17 protein-coding genes are annotated in these 16,714 nt (G+C 74.2%); 11 read left to right on the top strand and 6 right to left on the bottom strand.

The window, feature by feature from the left end; translation table 11 throughout:
• The first annotated feature begins 6 nt into the window (after positions 1 to 6).
• Both PKE99_RS20910 and PKE99_RS20905 read left to right on the top strand, forming a co-directional pair.
• Positions 7 to 324: an SHOCT domain-containing protein gene (locus PKE99_RS20910; RefSeq protein ID WP_037042965.1), complete on the top strand. Its 318-nt coding sequence runs from the start codon at positions 7 to 9 to the stop codon at positions 322 to 324.
• A gap of 188 nt (positions 325 to 512) precedes the next feature.
• The gene (locus tag PKE99_RS20905) at positions 513 to 2,738 is read left to right on the top strand and encodes a helicase domain-containing protein (RefSeq protein ID WP_231498122.1); all 2,226 of its coding nucleotides are present in this window, start codon (positions 513 to 515) and stop codon (positions 2,736 to 2,738) included.
• A 214-nt stretch (positions 2,739 to 2,952) separates the two neighbouring features.
• On the opposite strand, the gene PKE99_RS20900 is transcribed toward PKE99_RS20905, so the two are convergent.
• Both PKE99_RS20900 and PKE99_RS20895 read right to left on the bottom strand, forming a co-directional pair.
• A complete protein-coding gene (locus tag PKE99_RS20900; RefSeq protein WP_037042967.1) occupies positions 2,953 to 3,327 on the bottom strand; it encodes a SpoIIAA family protein in 375 nt (124 codons plus the stop codon).
• Entirely contained in the window at positions 3,321 to 5,588 is a 2,268-nt protein-coding gene (locus PKE99_RS20895; protein WP_063739695.1) for a phage holin family protein, read from the bottom strand. Before PKE99_RS20895 ends, PKE99_RS20900 begins: the two co-directional genes overlap by 7 nt.
• 196 nt (positions 5,589 to 5,784) lie before the next feature.
• Between PKE99_RS20895 and yhjD the strand changes: the two genes are divergently transcribed.
• Positions 5,785 to 6,822 carry an inner membrane protein YhjD gene (gene yhjD / locus PKE99_RS20890; protein ID WP_051737068.1) on the top strand — a complete coding sequence of 346 codons (1,038 nt, stop codon included), beginning with the start codon at positions 5,785 to 5,787 and terminating at the stop codon, positions 6,820 to 6,822.
• A 42-nt stretch (positions 6,823 to 6,864) separates the two neighbouring features.
• Here the strand turns inward: yhjD and PKE99_RS20885 are convergent, their stop codons facing one another.
• The gene (locus PKE99_RS20885) at positions 6,865 to 7,911 is read right to left on the bottom strand and encodes an LLM class flavin-dependent oxidoreductase (protein ID WP_037042969.1); all 1,047 of its coding nucleotides are present in this window, start codon (positions 7,909 to 7,911) and stop codon (positions 6,865 to 6,867) included.
• Between the two features lie 162 nt (positions 7,912 to 8,073).
• On the opposite strand from PKE99_RS20885, the gene PKE99_RS20880 reads away from it, so the two are divergent.
• The 5 genes from PKE99_RS20880 to PKE99_RS20860 all read left to right on the top strand — a co-directional run bounded on the left by PKE99_RS20880 (position 8,074) and on the right by PKE99_RS20860 (position 11,279).
• Positions 8,074 to 8,667 (top strand): dihydrofolate reductase family protein, encoded by a 594-nt coding sequence (locus tag PKE99_RS20880; protein ID WP_037042971.1) that lies wholly within the window; start codon positions 8,074 to 8,076, stop codon positions 8,665 to 8,667.
• A 189-nt stretch (positions 8,668 to 8,856) separates the two neighbouring features.
• Complete coding sequence (locus PKE99_RS20875; RefSeq protein WP_156067350.1) at positions 8,857 to 9,375, top strand: hypothetical protein; 519 nt, start codon at positions 8,857 to 8,859, stop codon at positions 9,373 to 9,375.
• Between the two features lie 74 nt (positions 9,376 to 9,449).
• Positions 9,450 to 10,025 carry a hypothetical protein gene (locus tag PKE99_RS20870; protein ID WP_037042973.1) on the top strand — a complete coding sequence of 192 codons (576 nt, stop codon included), beginning with the start codon at positions 9,450 to 9,452 and terminating at the stop codon, positions 10,023 to 10,025.
• A 114-nt stretch (positions 10,026 to 10,139) separates the two neighbouring features.
• Positions 10,140 to 10,694, top strand: a complete 555-nt coding sequence (locus PKE99_RS20865) for a dihydrofolate reductase family protein (protein ID WP_037042974.1) — start codon at positions 10,140 to 10,142, stop codon at positions 10,692 to 10,694.
• Between the two features lie 294 nt (positions 10,695 to 10,988).
• Entirely contained in the window at positions 10,989 to 11,279 is a 291-nt protein-coding gene (locus PKE99_RS20860; protein ID WP_037042975.1) for a hypothetical protein, read from the top strand.
• 185 nt (positions 11,280 to 11,464) lie between these two features.
• Here PKE99_RS20860 and PKE99_RS20855 read toward each other — a convergent pair whose 3' ends face one another.
• The 3 genes from PKE99_RS20855 to PKE99_RS20845 form a co-directional block, all read right to left on the bottom strand.
• On the bottom strand, positions 11,465 to 11,749 hold the full coding sequence (locus tag PKE99_RS20855) for a LapA family protein (RefSeq protein ID WP_197040532.1): 285 nt from the start codon (positions 11,747 to 11,749) through the stop codon (positions 11,465 to 11,467).
• A 322-nt stretch (positions 11,750 to 12,071) separates the two neighbouring features.
• On the bottom strand, positions 12,072 to 13,145 hold the full coding sequence (gene ychF / locus PKE99_RS20850) for a redox-regulated ATPase YchF (RefSeq protein ID WP_037042976.1): 1,074 nt from the start codon (positions 13,143 to 13,145) through the stop codon (positions 12,072 to 12,074).
• Between the two features lie 67 nt (positions 13,146 to 13,212).
• Positions 13,213 to 13,851: a sigma-70 family RNA polymerase sigma factor gene (locus PKE99_RS20845; RefSeq protein WP_051737071.1), complete on the bottom strand. Its 639-nt coding sequence runs from the start codon at positions 13,849 to 13,851 to the stop codon at positions 13,213 to 13,215.
• Between the two features lie 222 nt (positions 13,852 to 14,073).
• Between PKE99_RS20845 and PKE99_RS20840 the strand changes: the two genes are divergently transcribed.
• The 3 genes from PKE99_RS20840 to PKE99_RS20830 all read left to right on the top strand — a co-directional run bounded on the left by PKE99_RS20840 (position 14,074) and on the right by PKE99_RS20830 (position 16,681).
• Complete coding sequence (locus tag PKE99_RS20840; protein ID WP_271214903.1) at positions 14,074 to 14,541, top strand: hypothetical protein; 468 nt, start codon at positions 14,074 to 14,076, stop codon at positions 14,539 to 14,541.
• Between the two features lie 80 nt (positions 14,542 to 14,621).
• Positions 14,622 to 16,196 (top strand): AlkA N-terminal domain-containing protein, encoded by a 1,575-nt coding sequence (locus tag PKE99_RS20835; RefSeq protein ID WP_081923948.1) that lies wholly within the window; start codon positions 14,622 to 14,624, stop codon positions 16,194 to 16,196.
• Positions 16,193 to 16,681 (top strand): methylated-DNA--[protein]-cysteine S-methyltransferase, encoded by a 489-nt coding sequence (locus PKE99_RS20830; protein WP_037042979.1) that lies wholly within the window; start codon positions 16,193 to 16,195, stop codon positions 16,679 to 16,681. Before PKE99_RS20835 ends, PKE99_RS20830 begins: the two co-directional genes overlap by 4 nt.
• Positions 16,682 to 16,714: the final 33 nt, after the last annotated feature.

The following is a 16,714-nucleotide window of genomic DNA, read 5'->3' as shown; positions in this document are numbered from 1 at the left end:
GACACCATGCCAGGTCTGCTCCGCGGGATCGCCCGCACCGCGATCATCGCCGGCACCGCCAGCTCGGTGGCCGGCCGGGTGCAGCGCCGCCAGGCCCGCAAGTTCGCCGACCGGGACGCGGAGACCGCCGCCGAACGCGAGCGGGCCTACGAGGCGCAGATGGAGCCGGAGGGCGGCTACGCGCCCCCCGCTCCCCCGCCCGCCCCGGCGGCGGCCGCAGGGCCCGACATGATCACGCAGCTCAAGCAGCTCGCCGAGCTCCGGGACCAGGGCGTGCTCACCGACGAGGAGTTCGCCGCCCAGAAGGCACGGATCCTCGGCTGACACAGGAGGCCGCGACGAGAGTCCCCGGGTCCCGACCCGGGGACTCTCGTCGCTTCCGCATGCTCGGAACCCGGAAGCCACCCGGCGACACAATTGCGCAGGAATGTGCGGGGAAGTTATTCTGAGGGGTGCGATCAGAGGCGGAATTCGCAGCTCTGCAAGCTCAGGATAGCACGAACGGAGAGTGCGTGGAAAGAGTTTCTGTCGAGCAGGAGGTCGACGCGGAGACCGAGCGGATCCGGCGGCTGCACGCACTGCTCGCCACCGAGCTCGCGGCGGCCGCAGCGAAGGCGCGGGGGGTGCTGGCCGCGCCGACGGGTGAGGAGCTCAGCGCCCGCTACGAGCGGGACGTGTCGGTCCACCGCTGGTCGGAGCGGGTGAGCGCGTTGTCGGCGGCCCGGTCGGGCCTGTGCTTCGGGCGGCTCGACCACACCGACGGGTCGACGAGCTACATCGGCCGCATCGGGCTCACCGATCCCGCGGACGGCGAGAACGCGCTCACCGACTGGCGGGCGCCGGCGGCACGACCGTTCTACTGCGCGACCCTGGCCACACCACTCGGCGTGACCCGGCGGCGGCATTTCCAGCTCGCCGGAACAGCGCCGGACGAGCGGGTCACCACATTCCACGACGACGTGCTGGACGGCGAGGCGGATTCCGGGTCCGCGTCCGATCCCGCACTACTCGCCGCACTGAAGGCGCCGCGCGGTTCGACGATGCGCGACATCGTCACGACGATCCAGGCCGAGCAGGACGCGATCATCCGGCTGCCCCTGTCCGGCGCCGTCGTGATCGAGGGCGGCCCGGGGACCGGGAAGACCGCGGTCGCGCTGCACCGAGCCGCCTACCTGCTCTACGCCCACCGCGAGCGGCTGGCCCGCAGTGGCGTGCTGGTCGTCGGGCCGAGTGCGGGGTTCGTCCGGTACGTCGGGGGCGTGCTCCCCGCGCTGGGCGAGTCTGCGGTGGTGTTCACGACGCCGGGCCGGCTGGCGCAGGGTGTCGTCGCGACCGCCGTCGACGAGGACGACGTGGCCCGCACGAAGGGCGACCTGGCGATGCTGGCGGTCCTGCGTCGGGCCGTCGCCGACCGCCAGGCGCTGCCCGCCGCGCCGATCGCCCTCGAGCTCGAGGACGTGACCGTCGTGATCGACCGGTCGACGGCGGCGGAGGCGCGGCGGCGCGCCCGGGCCACCGGCCTGCCGCACAACGCCGCCCGGACGGCGTTCCGCGACTCGCTCGGCAGCCTGCTCGTCCAGCAGGGTCTGGAGAAGCTGGACCAGGGCCTGGAGGACCCGCCCGAGCTCGCCGAGCTCCTCCGCGGCCTCGACATCCCCGAGATCGAGCCCGCGGGCGCGGCGGAGGTCTCGGCGCAGCTGCGCGCCGAGCTGCGGGACGACCTGCGGTCCCACCTCGACTTCCACGCGGCCGTCGAGGAGCTCTGGCCGGTGCTGACGCCCGAGCAGGCCCTGGCCGAGCTGTTCGCGTCCCCGGACCGGCTGGCGTCGGCCGGCCACGGGCTCGCGGGGCTGCACCGTCCCGAGGGGTCGGCGTGGACGGTGGCGGACGCGCCGCTGCTCGACGAGCTGGCCGAGCTGCTCGGTCCCCCGCCCGCCGGGCGCGCCCAGCCGGCCGAACCCGACGGCGTGTACGCCGCGGAGGTGCTGAGCATCCTGGAGTCGGCCGACCGCCAGATCGCCGGGGAGGACCCGGACGAGCTGCGCCCGACCGACTTCGTGACCGCGGACGTGCTCGCCGCGCGGCAGGTGCCCGGGCACCTCGCGAGCGTCGCCGAGCGGGCGGCGGGCGACCGGGACTGGCGGTACGGGCACCTCGTCGTCGACGAGGCGCAGGAGCTGTCCGCCATGGACTGGCACGTCCTGCTGCGGCGCTGCCCGTCCCGCTCGATCACCGCGGTGGGCGACCTCGCGCAGCGCAGCGCCCCGGCGGGCGCGCAGGCGTGGGCGGACGTGCTGGGTCCCCACCTCGGCGACCGGTGGACCTACCGGACGCTCACGGTGAACTACCGGACGCCCACCGAGATCATGGCCCTCGCCGCGGAGGTGCTGGCCGAGTTCGCCCCCGACCGCCGGCCGCCGGAGTCGGTGCGGGACGCGGGCGAGGACCCGTGGCAGCGCGCCGTCCCCGCGCCGGGGCTGGTCGCCGAGGTCCGCAAGGCCGTCGAGGCCGAGGCGGCGCAGCTGGAACGCGGCACGCTGGCGGTCGTCGCCGCGGACGTCGAGGGCCTCGCCGACCTCCCGGCCGAGGTGCACACCCCGGTGTCGGCGAAGGGCCTGGAGTTCGACGCCGTCGTGATCGTCGACCCCGAGCGGATCCGGGCGCACAACCCGGCCGACCTCTACGTGTCGATCACCCGCGCGACCCGGCGGCTCGGGCTGCTGCACGTGGAGCGGTGAGGCGGCGTGGGGTCCTCGCGCGCCGCGAGGACCCCGCCTCGTCCACCGGCCCGGGCCGGGGCGCGGTGCCCCGTGCCCCGGTGGTTCGCCTGCACCGCCCTGCCGTACCGCGCCGCCTGCGGTGCCGCCGTGAGGGCCGTGCGCGACCGGCCGAGGTCCCGGCGCACGTCCCGGAACGGGACGCCGGCGGACCGGGAGCGCGACGCGCGTGCGGCTACGGCCGGTCGCCGGCGGCCAGCCAGTCCTTGGCCGCGGGCAGCTCCGCGACCGGGAAGGCGCGCAGCTGTCCCGGGACCAGCACGGAGAGCACGCGGAGCGCAGGCCTGAGCCACTCCTCGTCGCTCACGACGGCGACCCGCTCGTAGGACGTGGGGTGGCGCGCCGCGAACTTGACCTCCTCGGCGAGCGTGTCCCCCTCGTACTCCCGCAGGTCGGGGCCGAGCAGGTAGAGCAGCCGGATCGATCGGCCCTCTGCGATCTCCCGCCGGAGCACCGGCTCGACGGTGTCGGAGAAGTCGTCGTCGTCGACCTTCCCGACCGCCTCGAAGCCGACCGTCCCCGAGGGCATGTCCCGAATCCGCGTCAGCATCCCGCCTCCTCCGCACCCGTCCGGTCGCGGGCCTCCCCGGTGATCCCCTCCCCGGTGATCCCCATCGTCCTGTCGATCCGCGCCGCCACCTCACCCGCGCCGGGTGGGCCCGGCACGGCGCAGGGTCGCTCGTCGCCGGACGGGGCTTCCGGGGCCGGGAGGTGTCGTGCGCCGCACCGTTCGAGCCACCGCACGAGCTGCCGGTGGACGGCGTCGGCCCCGTACAGCAGCGCCTCGCCCTCGACCGTGCGGTCGAGGAGGTCGGCCGCCAGCGGCCAGTCCGCCGGGTGGACGAGCACGGCGTCGTTCTGCCAGCCGCCGAGGCCGCCGTGGCAGCCGACGAGCTCCTCGAAGGCATGCACTTCGCTGGTGCGCGGGTCGACCGTGGAGTGGACGTAGAGATCGGGGCAGGAGTCCATGACGGCGACGCGCGCCAGGTCGGCCGCGGCCCGGGGACCGAACGCGGCCAGCGGGTCCCGGCCCTCGACGACGTCGTCGAGCAGCACCCGCACCCCGTCCGGGCCGACGGCCAGCGGGCCGCGCGCGCTGTCCACCACGACGAACGCCACCCCGGGTTCGGCGAGCAGGCCGGGGATCAGCGCCGGGAACCGACGCCCCAGCTCCTCGACCGGTACGCGGCCCGGCAGCCGGGGGAACCAGGCCAGCCCGAGATTGCCCGACCCCACGACGACCAGCTCCGGCCGCTCGCCGTCGGACGGCCCGGCGGTCGTCGCGCCCCGGCTCCCCCGCTCGGGTCCGACGACGACTCCGGTGCCGCCGGGGCCCCGCCTCCCGTCGGACCGCGCCGGCCGGACGGCCGACAGGACCTCGGCGAGCATCGCGTTGAGCGGGCCCCAGACCTCGACGTCGCCGGTGTCGGCCAGCATCGCCGTCCTCGACGCGTCGGTGTGCTCCCGGACCGCCGCCTCGAGGCCACGGCCGGTCAGCTGGCGGAACGTCGGGCCCTGGCTCTGCCCGTGGTCGGACAGCACCACGAAGCGGTACTCCCGCGGCGCGGCCGCCGCCACCCTCTCGAGGGTGCCGAGGACCTCGTCCACACCCGCCAGCGCGGCGAGCGACTCCGGCCGAGCGACCCCGGCGTGGTGGGCGATCTCGTCGTAGTCGACGAGGTCGACGAAGACCACCGGCGCTCCGGCGATCATGTGCTCGGCGACCAGGGCGACGTTGAGGTCGCGCAGCAGGACGTTCGTCAGCCCGCGCAGGGCCACGTAGGCGCCGCGCCGGCGGACCCGCGGCTCGATCCCCCGCAGGCGCTGCCGCCTGCTCTGGTGGAGCTCCTTGACCATCTCGCCGAGCGTGCGGACCAGGGCCCGGGGGAACACGAACGGGCTGGCGAAGAACCGCACGTAGCCGCGACCCGGGCCGAGGCCGCCGCGACCGGTGATGCGGCTCATCGTCATGAAGGAGGTCGGCGCGTCCCCGCTGAAGATGTTCGAGACGCTCACGCCGCCGTCGGCCAGCAGCCCGCGCCCGTCCGACAGCCGCCCCTCGAGGTCGGCCGCGTCCGCGGGGCGGTTGGCGACCATCAAACGGCCGGTGTCCTTCTCGTACCAGCGGAAGGCCGGGATGCCGTCGTTGGTGCCGTGCAGCAGGGCCGCCTGGCTCGCCGGCGTGGTCGACGGGACCCGCGCCCACCACCGGACGGCGTCGTGGCTGCCGGTGCGCACCCAGCGGGCCAGGGTCGGCAGGACCCCGGAGATGACGCCGTGCTGCAGCAACGGGAACGGCAGGCCGTCCACCTGCACCACGACGACCCCGACCGGGGAGGACCCGGGGGCCGGGCCGGCCGCCGGTGCGCGACGACGTCGCCGCTCGCCCCGGCGGATCAGGTCCGCGACGATGTAGGAGCTGTCGGTGATCCCGAGCAGCCAGCGGGTCACGGCCGAGACGACGGCGACGATCACCAACGTGGCCACCGCGTCGCCGAGGGAGGCCACCGAGGCCGACGGCACCGCGAGGAGCGCGAGCTCGACCACGGCGACCTGGACGAGCACGCCGAGCACGAGCGCGGTCACGGCGCCCGCACGTCCGGCGAGGGCCCGCAGTACCGGGCGCACCAGCGCGTCCACCACGCCCATCGCGGCGGCGACCACGAACGCCGTCCACCAGTGTGCGAAGGACAGCCCGTCCAGGACCCACGCCGCGATGAGCAGGGCCAGACCCGTGGCGACGAGCCCGATCAGGCCGTCCCGGACGTCGCGGCCGCTCGCCCGCAGGCTGGGACCCGCCTGCGTGTCCACCCCGGCATCGTGCCCGGTCCCGCCCCTCGCGTCGACGAGCAGCGAGGTGCCACCCTCGGACCGGGGACCGGTGACGGCCTGCGCGGGGGGTCGGCACGACGCCGGGCCCGTGCACGTCACCCCGCCGGGGTGAGCGGAGCCGGCGGCGCGTTCGCGACCGTGGTCGCCGCACCGGAGACCGTCGTGGGAGGCCGCGGTGACCGACCAGCCGAACGTCCTGGCCGGCTTCGACCGGCTCCGCCGGCGCCGTCCGTGGCTCGACCACGTGGTGCGCGCGGGTGTGCGGTACACCGAGCGGCACGGGAACCACTACGCGGCCGGGATCACCTACTTCAGCCTGCTGGCGCTGGTGCCCCTCACCATGGTGGCGTTCGCCGTGGTGACGCTGGTGCTGGTCTCCGAGCCGGACCCCCTCGCGCGGCTGCGGGCGCACATCGACGAGGCCCTGCCGGCCACGCTGGAGGCGACGGTGAACTCGATCATCGACCAGGCCGTGGCGTCCGCCTCGACGGTCGGGGTGATCGGCATCCTCATCGCGACCTACACGGGGCTGCGGTGGATGAGCAACCTGCGCGCCGCCCTGTCCGAGCAGTGGGGACAACCGCCGCAGGCGCCGCCGTTCCTGCGCCGGCTGTCCGTCGACCTGGCCGCGCTGCTCGGGCTGGGGCTGGCGGCGGCGGTGTCCTTCGGCATCACCACCGCGGCCGGCTTCTTCGCCGAGCGGATCCTGGAGCTCCTCGGACTGGCCGACTTCGGATGGGCCCGCGTGCTCCTCACCGTGCTCGGCGTCGTCCTCAGCCTGCTCGCCGACTGGCTGCTGTTCCTCTGGATCTACGCGCGTCTGCCTCGCGAGCGGATGACCTGGCACAGCGCGAGACGCGCGGCGGCGTTCGCCGCGGTCGGCATGGAACTCATCAAGCAGGGGATGGTGGTGTACCTCGCGTTCGTCACCCGCAGCCCGACCGGCGCCGCGTTCGGCCCGATCCTCGGCCTCATGGTCTTCATGTACACGGTGTCCCGCTTCCTGATCTTCATCGCCGCGTGGGCGGCCACCGCGCGCGAGAACCAGGTCGAGCGGCCGCCGCCCCCGCCGCAGCCCGCGGTGATCCGGCCGGAGGTCCGGGTCCGCCAGGGTCTCGGGACGGCCGCGGGTGCCGGCCTGGTCGGCGCCGCGGCGGTGGCCGGCCTGATCGGTGGCCGCCTGCTGACCCGTCGCGGGCAGGAGGAGCGATGACCGGCAGGCCGAGGGGCCGGCCACCCCGCGGCGCTCCCGACCTCAGGACATCAGGGCCGCCAGCTCGGTCATCTCGCTCTCGGGGTCCACGACGGGCTGGATCACGATCTCGGTGATGCCGGCCTTCTCCATCGCGGCGATGCGGTCGAGCAGCTCGGCCCGGGTACCGACCAGACCCAGCTTGTCCACCAGCGACGGCACGACCAGGTCGCGGTCCTCGGGCTCGATGCGGCCGAGATAGTTGCGGTACAGCGTCGCGTGCCGGTTCGGGTCGGTCGCCGTGGTGCCGCGGCGCTCCAGCAGCCGCCGCACGGCGTCGGCCTCGTCGGGCTCCAACGTCTCCGCGAACCCCGGGTTGTCCGCGGCGAACGTCAGGAGGGCCATCGCGACGTGGCCCATGCTGTCCCGGGCCAGGTCGCCGTGGCGGTCCTCGCCGTGGGCGAGCACGTGCAGCGACGTCATGACGTAGGAGTCGGCCTCCTCCGGCCGGCCGGCGCCGCGCGCCGCCTCCCGCCGCGCCGCGTCGAACGCCGTCCACGCCTCGGGCGCGAGCAGGCCGAAGGAGATGACCCCGGCCCCGAGCCGGCCCGCGATCGCGGCGGCCTTCAGCCCGAACGCGGCCACGACGAACTCCACCGGATCCGCCGTGTTCACAGAGGGCCCGACGTGCAGGAACCGGATGGTGCGCTCCCGGTCGCCCTCGCGGTACCCGGTCTCCCGGCCCGCGGTGAGGTCCTGCAGCGCCGCGGTGAACGACTCGAGCTCGGCCATCCGCGTCGGCAGCATCCCGAGCGTGCGCCGGGCGGTGTTGCCGGTGCCGACCCCGCAGATCACCCGGCCCGGAGCGATGGCGTTGAGGCTCGACACCGCGGCCGCGGCGGCCGGAGTCGAGCGCAAGGCCGGCGAGGTGACGCCGATCCCCAGCTTGATCCTGCTCGTCGCCTTCGCGCACAACGCCAGGGACACGAACGGGTCGCCGTTGACCATCGGGGTGTCGTAGACCCAGAAGCTGCTGAACCCCAGCTCCTCGGCCCGGACGGCCAGATCCTCGACCCCCGGCCGGGCGGTCATCACGATGCCGGTGCGCATGAGCTCTCCTCGCCGTTGAAGAAAGGGACCGTCGCCAACGTAGCCGGGTCACGCCGACGCGAGGGCCGAGCAGCGCCGGCTCCAAGTGTCCGACGGCGATGAGTCCGGCCGTGATCGCCGGTCTGTCCCCCGACCCGAGCACCCGGAATCCGAGGAGCGATCATGACCGCGACCTACACCTTCGACGTCTTCTCCAGCCTCGACGGTTTCGGCGCCGCCACCGGCGACTGGACCGGTTACTGGGGCAAGCAGGGCCCCGAGCTGCTCGATCACCGCCTCGCCCTGTACGACGACGAGCAGCGCATGGTCTTCGGGGCCACCACGTACCGCGCGTTCGCGGAGATGCTGGCCACCAGCACCGAGGACTCCGAGGTGCGGGACCCCTGGGTCACCCGCATGCGGAGCCTGCCGGCGACGGTCGTGTCGACCACCCTGGAAGGACCTCTCGACTGGCCGGACGCGACCGTCGCGAGCGGCGACGCCGTCGACGTCGTCGCCCGTCTCAAGGAGGAGTCCGAGGTGCCGTTGCGCTCGCACGGCAGCCTGTCGATGAACCGGGCGCTGATGGCCGCCGGGCTCGTCGACCGCGTCCAGGTGACCCTGTTCCCGGTGATCACCGGGCAGACCGGGCTGGACCCGATCTTCCGGGGTGCGGCCGACTTCGACCTCGAGCTGATCGGGAGCCGGACGCTCGACGGCCACATCCAGGAGCTGATCTACCGGCCGACCCTGCACGTGCCCGGACGGTCGACGTAACGCCGGAATCACGGGACGCGCTGTCCCTATGACCGTGAGTGTGACCCGGAGGGCTCCCCGTTGGCAGTGAGAATCGGCGACACAGGTGGCGGACGCGGCAAGGGCAGTGGCGGACGCACGTCACTCGCCATCGCCCTGGGCATAGCCCTCCTGGCCGGCAACGGCGCGGCGACGGCGATCGGGAACGCGATGTCGTCCGGTGACGCATCCGTCTCGGCCGACGACGGTGCGCAGGCACAGAACGGGTCGCACGTCGGCAGCAGCGACTCGAGCGCGGCGCAGACCCGTCTCGTCGGGCAGGGCGTCCGCGTGACCGCCACGGTCACCGACGACTCCGCGGACTGCGTGGCCAACTCCTACGGCCAGATCCAGGACTTCTTCCGCGGCACCCCCTGCGCGGCTCTCCACCGCGCCCACTTCGAGCTGCGCGACCAGGACGGTGACGCGGCGGTCGTCGCGGTGTCCTGGGTCGAGATGCCCGACGAGTCGAGCGCCCGTGCGCTCGAGCAGCTCCTGGACTCCAGCGGCACGGGCAACGTGACCGAGCTGTCCCGGGAGCGCGGCCGGTACGGCACCGTCCGCTACACCGGCGACGCCTACGCCTCCCGCCGCGACGGCCACGTCGTCGTCAACGCGCAGGCGGAGCCCGTCGCCCGCGGCTGGTCGGGGCCCACCCTGACCAGCATCGCCACCAGCGCCGCGCAGTAGCTCCCGCGCGGGACTCCTCCTGCGCTGCACCTCGATGACGAGGTGAATCGCGTGGTGATCGGTACCCTCGTCGGGTGGCGGACCCGACCTGGCTAGGGACGATCTCGGCCCTCTCGGGCACCGTGCTCGGCGGCGTGATCGCGGCCGCGGCGCAGTCGGTGCGCGACCGGCGCACGAGGCGCTACCAGTCCGAGGCCCGGTGGGAGAAGGCGTTCGTCGACGGCGTCGCCGAGTTCCTGTCCGCCTCGGACGCAGAGTTCCGCGCCCTGCGTCGCCTCCACCAGGCATCCCCCGGGGACGAGCGCTGGCACGGTCTGCGGAACGACGCCGACGACGCCGTCGAGGAGGCGGAACGGAAGTCGAACGTGGTCTCGCTCCTGTCCGGCGAGCGCACGCATCCCGTCCGCGTCGCCTCGCGTTCGATGCGGGAGGCCCTGCGCGAGCTGCAGGCCGCAGCCCACGACGGCTCGGTGCTGAGCGAGAACGAGGTCGACGACGTGCGTCGGCGCTGGACCGCTGCACGCGAGGACCTCCTTCGGCTCGTGCAGGGCATCTACGTGAGCCACGGCCGCCACCCCCGGGTCCGAGCGCTGCACGAGCGCCTGGGCAGCGCCCGCACACGATCATCCGGGCCCGGCCGCCGGGAGTGAGGAAGCGGACGACCCGCTCGAGCAGCGGTCGCGAGCAAGCGACCGGCCAAGGCCGTGGCGCTCGTCCGGACCCGCTGACGATGAGTTCGGATCAGCCGGGCGGTCTCCTTCCCCATGGGCACTCTCAGCTACTCGATGAGCATCTCCCTCGACGGCTACATCGAGGACCCGACCGGCGCCATCGGCTTCTCCGAGCCGGACGAGGAGGTGCACCGCTTCGCCAACCAGCAGACCCGCGAGACGACGGCGTTCCTGTTCGGCCGCGGCCTCTACGAGGTCATGGAGGAGTTCTGGACGGCGCCGGAGCGGGCCGACGGGTCCGAGGTGGAGGCGGAGTTCGCCCGCGAGTACACCGCGACGCCGCGGATCGTGTTCTCCGACTCGCTGGAGTCGGTCGCACCCGGGTGCCGGCTGGTGCGCCGCGCCGACGCGGTCGACGAGGTGGTCCGGCTCAAGAAGGAGACCGACGGTGACCTGGCCGTCGGCGGCGCCGGTCTGGCTGCATCGCTGCTGGACCTGATCGACGAGTTCCGCCCGCGGGTGGTGCCGGCCTTCACCGGCGGCGGCAAGCCGTACTTCCCGCTCGGCGCCGACCTGCGGCTGCGGCTGCTCGAGCAGCGCGCCTTCCGCAGCGGCACCGTGTACCTGCGCTACGAGAGGCTCCGCTGAGGGCGCAGCCCTGATCGAGAACGGCACCGAGATCGCGAGGAGGGGCGGCATCGGCTTTCCGCCCGACCTGGAGGATCAGGGCGCGAACCGCTCCGCAGTACGCAGTTCTACGTATTGACGAAATCGGAGTTCGGCGTGGCGCAGTAGGCTCACTGCCCCAAGTGCCACGCGGAGACCGGCACGGTCGCGGTGACTTGGGGCCCATTGGTCACGCCATGGCGGTGCGACTCGCGTCGCATCCTCCGACACCAGGTAACGGTGCGAGTCGCCCCACCACCAGGACGGAGGTCCGTCATGCGCATGTTGCTCGTCGCCCAGCCCAACGTCGACAAGGGAAGTGAGGCCATCGCCAGCGGCAACATGGCCAAGACGATCCAGGCGACGATCGAGATGATCAAGCCCGAGGCAGCCTACTTCGCGCCCGTGCGGGGTCAGCGGACCATGATCGCGGTCTTCGACCTGGACGACCCGGGCCAGCTTCCGAAGATCAGCGAGCCGCTGTTCCAGATGGGCGCAGTGGTCGAGATCGTGCCCGCGATGAACCTGGAAGATCTCCAGCGCGGACTCGCCGCGATCGGCGGCTGATCCGATCCTCCCGCCCGCGAATCCGAAAGCCTGCCGTCGAACACGACGGCAGGCTTTCTGCTGACTGCGGAAGTGGCCCCCGCTCCACGCTGAAGCGGACTCTCGGCGAACCCTCTGAGCTGGTCGAACGTCCTCGGGCAGCCGGCACGTCGACGACGCCTGCGCCTCCTGGTACGCCCGGTACCTCACCGACTCGCCCGGCGCGCCACTCGGCGCCGATGGCGGCGCAGGACGCCCAGTCCGAACCACACCACCGCGCCCAGCAACGCGGTGACCAGGGTGAACAACCACAGCGGCCAGGACCAGCTCCAGAAGAGGAAGTGCAAGGTGACCGGCGCCGTGTTCTGGATCATGAAAACGAGGAGCAGCCCTACTCCGACGAGAGTCGCGATCACCCCGCCGCTCAACCGCGCACCCCCGTGCCCGTCCGCAGCACCCGTCGTGCTGCCGGGGCTCGTCTGCTCGACCATCGCTCTCTCCACCTCGGGTTGTCGCCGCGCGTCCTCGCAGTCGCCGCGCGTCCTCGCAGCAGGGTCGGACCCAGCGCCCGTGGATGTAAGGGCCTTAGGTCTCCCGTGCGGCAGGGCGAGGACGACCGGTGACGACACCTGCGGCGGGTCGGAAGCCCCCGAGCCAGGTGGGATGGCCGGACCGCAGTGCGACCACCCTGGGGCCGAGGTGGCGGAGGCGACCCGCCGCCGTGCCCTCGTCATGCGGCTCCGGGCGATCCTGCGGACTCCTGCGAACCGACAGCGGGGCTGGAAGTGCGATGACCAGCGCAAATAGTCCCGCTCACACGTTGAAGCGGAACTCCACCACGTCCCCGTCCTGCATGACGTAGTCCTTGCCCTCCATTCGCACCTTGCCCGCGGACTTGGCGGCGTTCATCGAGCCGGCGTCGACGAGGTCGGAGTAGGAGACGATCTCGGCCTTGATGAAGCCCTTCTCGAAGTCCGAGTGGATCACCCCGGCGGCCTGGGGGGCGGTGTCGCCCCGGTGGATCGTCCAGGCGCGGGCCTCCTTGGGCCCGGCGGTGAGGTAGGTCTGCAGACCCAGGGTGCGGAAGCCCGCGCGGGCCAGCGAGTACAGGCCGGGTTCGGGCTGGCCGATCGACTCGAGCAGCTCGCGGGCCGACTCCTCGTCGAGCTCCAGCAGCTCGGACTCGACCTTGGCGTCGAGGAACACGGCCTCGGCGGGCGCGACGAGGTCGGTGAGCTCCTTCTTGCGGGTCTCGTCCGTGAGGACGCCCTCGTCGGCGTTGAACACGTAGAGGAACGGCTTGGTGGTCAGCAGGGTCAGCTCGCGCAGCGGGGCGGGGTCGACGCCGGCCTGGAACAGCGTGCGGCCCGAGTTGAGGACCTCCGCGGCGGCCTCGGCCGCGGCCAGGACCTCGCGGCGGTCCTTCTGCATCCGGGCTTCCTTGGTCAGCCGCGGGACCGCCTTCTCCAGCGTCTGCAGGTCGGCCAGGATCAGCTCGGTCTCGATGACCGAGATGTCGGAGCCGGGGTCGACCTTTCCGTCGACGTGGACCACGTCGTCGTCGGCGAACACCCGCACGACCTGGCAGATCGCGTCGGACTCGCGGATGTTGGCGAGGAACTTGTTGCCCAGCCCGGCGCCCTCGGAGGCGCCCTTCACGATCCCGGCGATGTCGACGAACGAGACCGTGGCCGGCACGACCTTGGCCGACGCGAACATCTCGGCGAGCGTGTCCAGGCGGGAGTCCGGCAGCGGCACCACCCCGACGTTGGGCTCGATCGTGGCGAACGGGTAGTTCGCGGCGAGCACGTCGTTGCGCGTCAGGGCGTTGAACAGGGTCGACTTGCCGACGTTGGGCAGCCCGACGATGCCGAGGGTGAGGGACACGAGCGTCCAGGGTAGTCGTTCCGCCCCGCCGGCTCCGGACCCCTCGTACCGGACCCGGCGGGGCAGGTCACACGGCGGCGAGCTCGGGGGCCTGCCGCGGGACCGCGGGCGTGCCCTGCCGCTCCGCCAGGTAGCGGCGCAGGCTGGTCAGGGCGCGGTGCTGGGTGACGCGGACGGAGCCGGGCGTCGAGCCCAGCACGGCCGCGGTCTCGGCCGCCGACAGGCCCTCGATCAGCCGCAGCCGCAGCACGTCGCGGTGCCGCTCGGGCAGCCGGCCGAGCAGCCGCTGCACCATCCGCGCCTGCTCGGCGCGCAGGCTCAGCTCGTCCGGGGCGTCGGCGGTCGAGACGCTGTCCGGCACCTGGTCGGTGAGGTCGATGCGGGAGATGCCGCGCCGCCGCACGGTGTCGACGATCTTGTTGCGGGCGATCGTGAACGCCAGCGCCAGGAAGGGGCCCGAGTCCAGGTCCGCCTTCGGCAGCGCCTTGAACAGGGCGATCATCGTGTCCTGCGCCATGTCCTCGGCCGAGGTCGCGTCGCCGGCGCCCTGGGCGAGCCGAACGCGGCAGTAGCGCAGCACCGGTGGGTGCACCGCGGCCATCAGGTCCTCGCAGGCGCGGCGGTCCCCGGTCGCGGCCGCACGGGCGAGCCGGTCGATCCGGGCGGAGGGCTCCTCGGTCGCGGGTGCCTGGTCGGCGGGGCGCATGACGTCCTTCCCGACGACCGGGGCGTCCGGCCGTCACAGGAGAGACTTCTCCGACCCGCCGCCCGGATACATCCGGCGAGCCTGCCGAGCAGGAGCGGTGCTGCCCGCGGGTCGAGGGTGGTGCTGGCACCACCACCCGATCGGGTTCCGCTGCTCCGTCCGGGCTAACGCCCGCCGGCGGCCGTCGATAGCCCGGGTACCGGACGACGGAAGGGGCGGGACGTGGCGGCGGGTGCGGTGGGACGGACGGCGATCGCGGGGACGGTGCTGGCGGCGCTGTCCGGCAGCACGATGACGGCGGTCTCGCTGTCCGCGACGAGCGCGCCCGTGCCGCTCCCGACCTTCGCCGCGGCCGCGGTCCCCGAGGCCCCGGAGGTCCCGGCCGCGCCCGTCGCGGCCCCCGAACCCGCGGGGGCCGGCGTCGTCGACGGCGACACGCTCGTCGCGATCGCGCTCACTCCCGCGATCGCGGCGGCGGCGCAGCCCGTCGCGGCGCCGGTCCCCGCCGTCACCGAGCCGGTGGCCGTGGCCCGGCGGCAGAGCGCCGTGGCGGACCGCCGCCCGGGCGAGGGCCGGCGCGAGCGGGTGCGCGAGGCCGTCGCCGAACGCCTGTCCCCCGACACCCGCGCGAACATCCGCCGCGCCTGCGCGATGGGCATGCTCGACGGGGACCTCTGCCGCCTGGGCTGAGCCCCGCGCGACCGGTTTCGGCGACGAGCAGCGGGAGACGGCGCACGCCGACGAGCCTGGTGGCGCCGGGCGACTGGGCGATGAGAGCAGGATGGGAAACTCTCACGCACGTGTCCGATTCCCGCGAGAACGGGGTGGCGCGGGGTGGCAGAGTCGTCCCCGTGCTGGACATCGAACGCTGCTACCGGGCCGTCGCCGCGCGCGACCCGCGGTTCGACGGCGTCTTCATCACGGCGGTGCGCACGACCGGCATCTACTGCCGGCCCTCGTGCCCCGCGACCACCCCCAAGCGCCGCAACGTCGAGTTCTTCCCGACCGCGGCCGCCGCGCAGCAGCAGGGCTACCGGGCCTGCCGACGCTGCCTGCCCGACGCCGTCCCGGGCTCGCCGGACTGGAACAGCCGGTCCGACCTCGCCGCCCGGGCGATGCGGCTCATCGCCGACGGCCTCGTCGAACGCTCCGGGGTCGCCGGCCTGGCCACCGCGCTGGGCTACTCGGAGCGCCACCTGACCCGGATCGTCACCGCCGAGCTCGGGGCGGGGCCGCTGGCGCTGGCCCGGGCGCACCGCGCCCACACCGCCCGCCTGCTCATCGAGACGACGCCGATGTCGATGGCGGACATCGCGTTCGCCGCCGGCTTCGCGAGCGTCCGCCAGTTCAACGACACCGTGCGCGAGGTCTACGCCGTCACGCCGAGCGTGCTGCGGCGGGAGTCCTCCGGACGCGGCCCGGCGCCGGTCGCCGGGACGCTGAGCCTGCGGCTCCCGCACCGCGAGCCGTTCGACGCCGACGGGCTCCTCGCCCACTTCGCCGGCCGCGCGCTGGCCGGGTCGGAGACCGTGGCGGACGGGGTCTACCGGCGGACGCTCCGGCTGCCGCACGGCCCGGCCGTCGTCGCGCTGCGGCTCGGCGACCACACGCCGGGGCACGTGCGGGCGGAGCTGCGGCTCACCGAACCCCGCGACCTCGGCCCGGCGGTGGCGCGGCTGCGCCGGCTGCTGGACCTCGACGCGGACCCCGCCGCCGTCGACGAGCTGCTGGCCGCGGACCCGGCGCTGGCGCCCTCCGTGGCGTCGACGCCCGGGATCCGGCTGCCGGGGGCGGCCGACGGGCTCGAGATCGCCGTCAAGGCCCTGCTGGGCCAACAGGTCTCGGTGTCCGCGGCGCGCACGACGGGCGCCCGGCTCGTCGCCGTACTCGGCGACCCGCTGCCCGCGGAGCTTGCCGGCGACGGCCCGGACCGGCTCTTCCCGCCGGCCGACCGGCTCGCCGAGCAGGTGGCTGCGACGGTCGGCGGCCCCGCCCGCCGGGCCGCTGCCCTCGCCGCGCTCGCCGCGGCCGTCGCCGAGGGCACGCTCGTGCTCGACGCCGGGCGAGACCCCGCCGGCCTGCGGGCGGACCTGCAGGCCCTGCCCGGCGTGGGCCCCTGGACCGCCGGCTACGTCGCGATGCGGCTGCTCGGCGACCCCGACGAACCCCTGGTGTCCGATCTCGCCGTCCGCCGCGGCGCCGCGGCGCTGGGCCTGCCGTCCGACGTGGACGGCCTGACCCGGCACGCCGCCCGCTGGCGGCCCTGGCGGTCGTACGCCGCGACCCACCTCTGGCGCGCCGCCGCCCGGCCGGCCGCCGACCCGACCGTCTGGAGGACGGCATGAGCACCTGCACGACCCTCGACACCCCCGACGGCCCGTTCACCGTGGTCGTCGCCGACGACGGGGCGGTCCTCGCCTCGGGCTGGACCGCCGACCTCGACGACCTGGTCCCGCTGGTGCACACCGCGATCCGGCCGTCCACCGTGGAGCCCGCCGCGGGCGGCGCGGCCGCCGACGCCGTGCGCGCCTACTACGCCGGCGAACTGTCCGCCGTGGACGGTGTGCCGGTGCGGCAGCGGTCCGGTGCGTTCCTGGAGCACGCGTGGGACGTGCTGCGGCAGGTCCCGGCCGGTGGCCCGGTGACCTACACCGAGTTCGCCGCGAAGGCGGGGCGCCCGGCCGCGGTGCGGGCCGCCGCCTCGGCCTGCGCCCGCAACGCCGCCGCGCTCTTCGTGCCCTGCCACCGGGTCCTGCGCACCGACGGGTCGCTCGGCGGCTTCCGCTGGGGCCTGCCGGTGAAGCGGTCCCTGCTCGACCGCGAGTCCTGACCCTGTGAGTGGCGATAGTCGCTCTGGCGACTA

The sequence above is a fragment of the Pseudonocardia halophobica genome, assembly GCF_027922425.1.
Classification (GTDB): Bacteria; Actinomycetota; Actinomycetes; order Mycobacteriales; family Pseudonocardiaceae; genus Pseudonocardia; species Pseudonocardia halophobica.
Note: the sequence above shows the minus strand (reverse complement) of the source record. Positions and strands in the feature narration are given on the sequence as shown.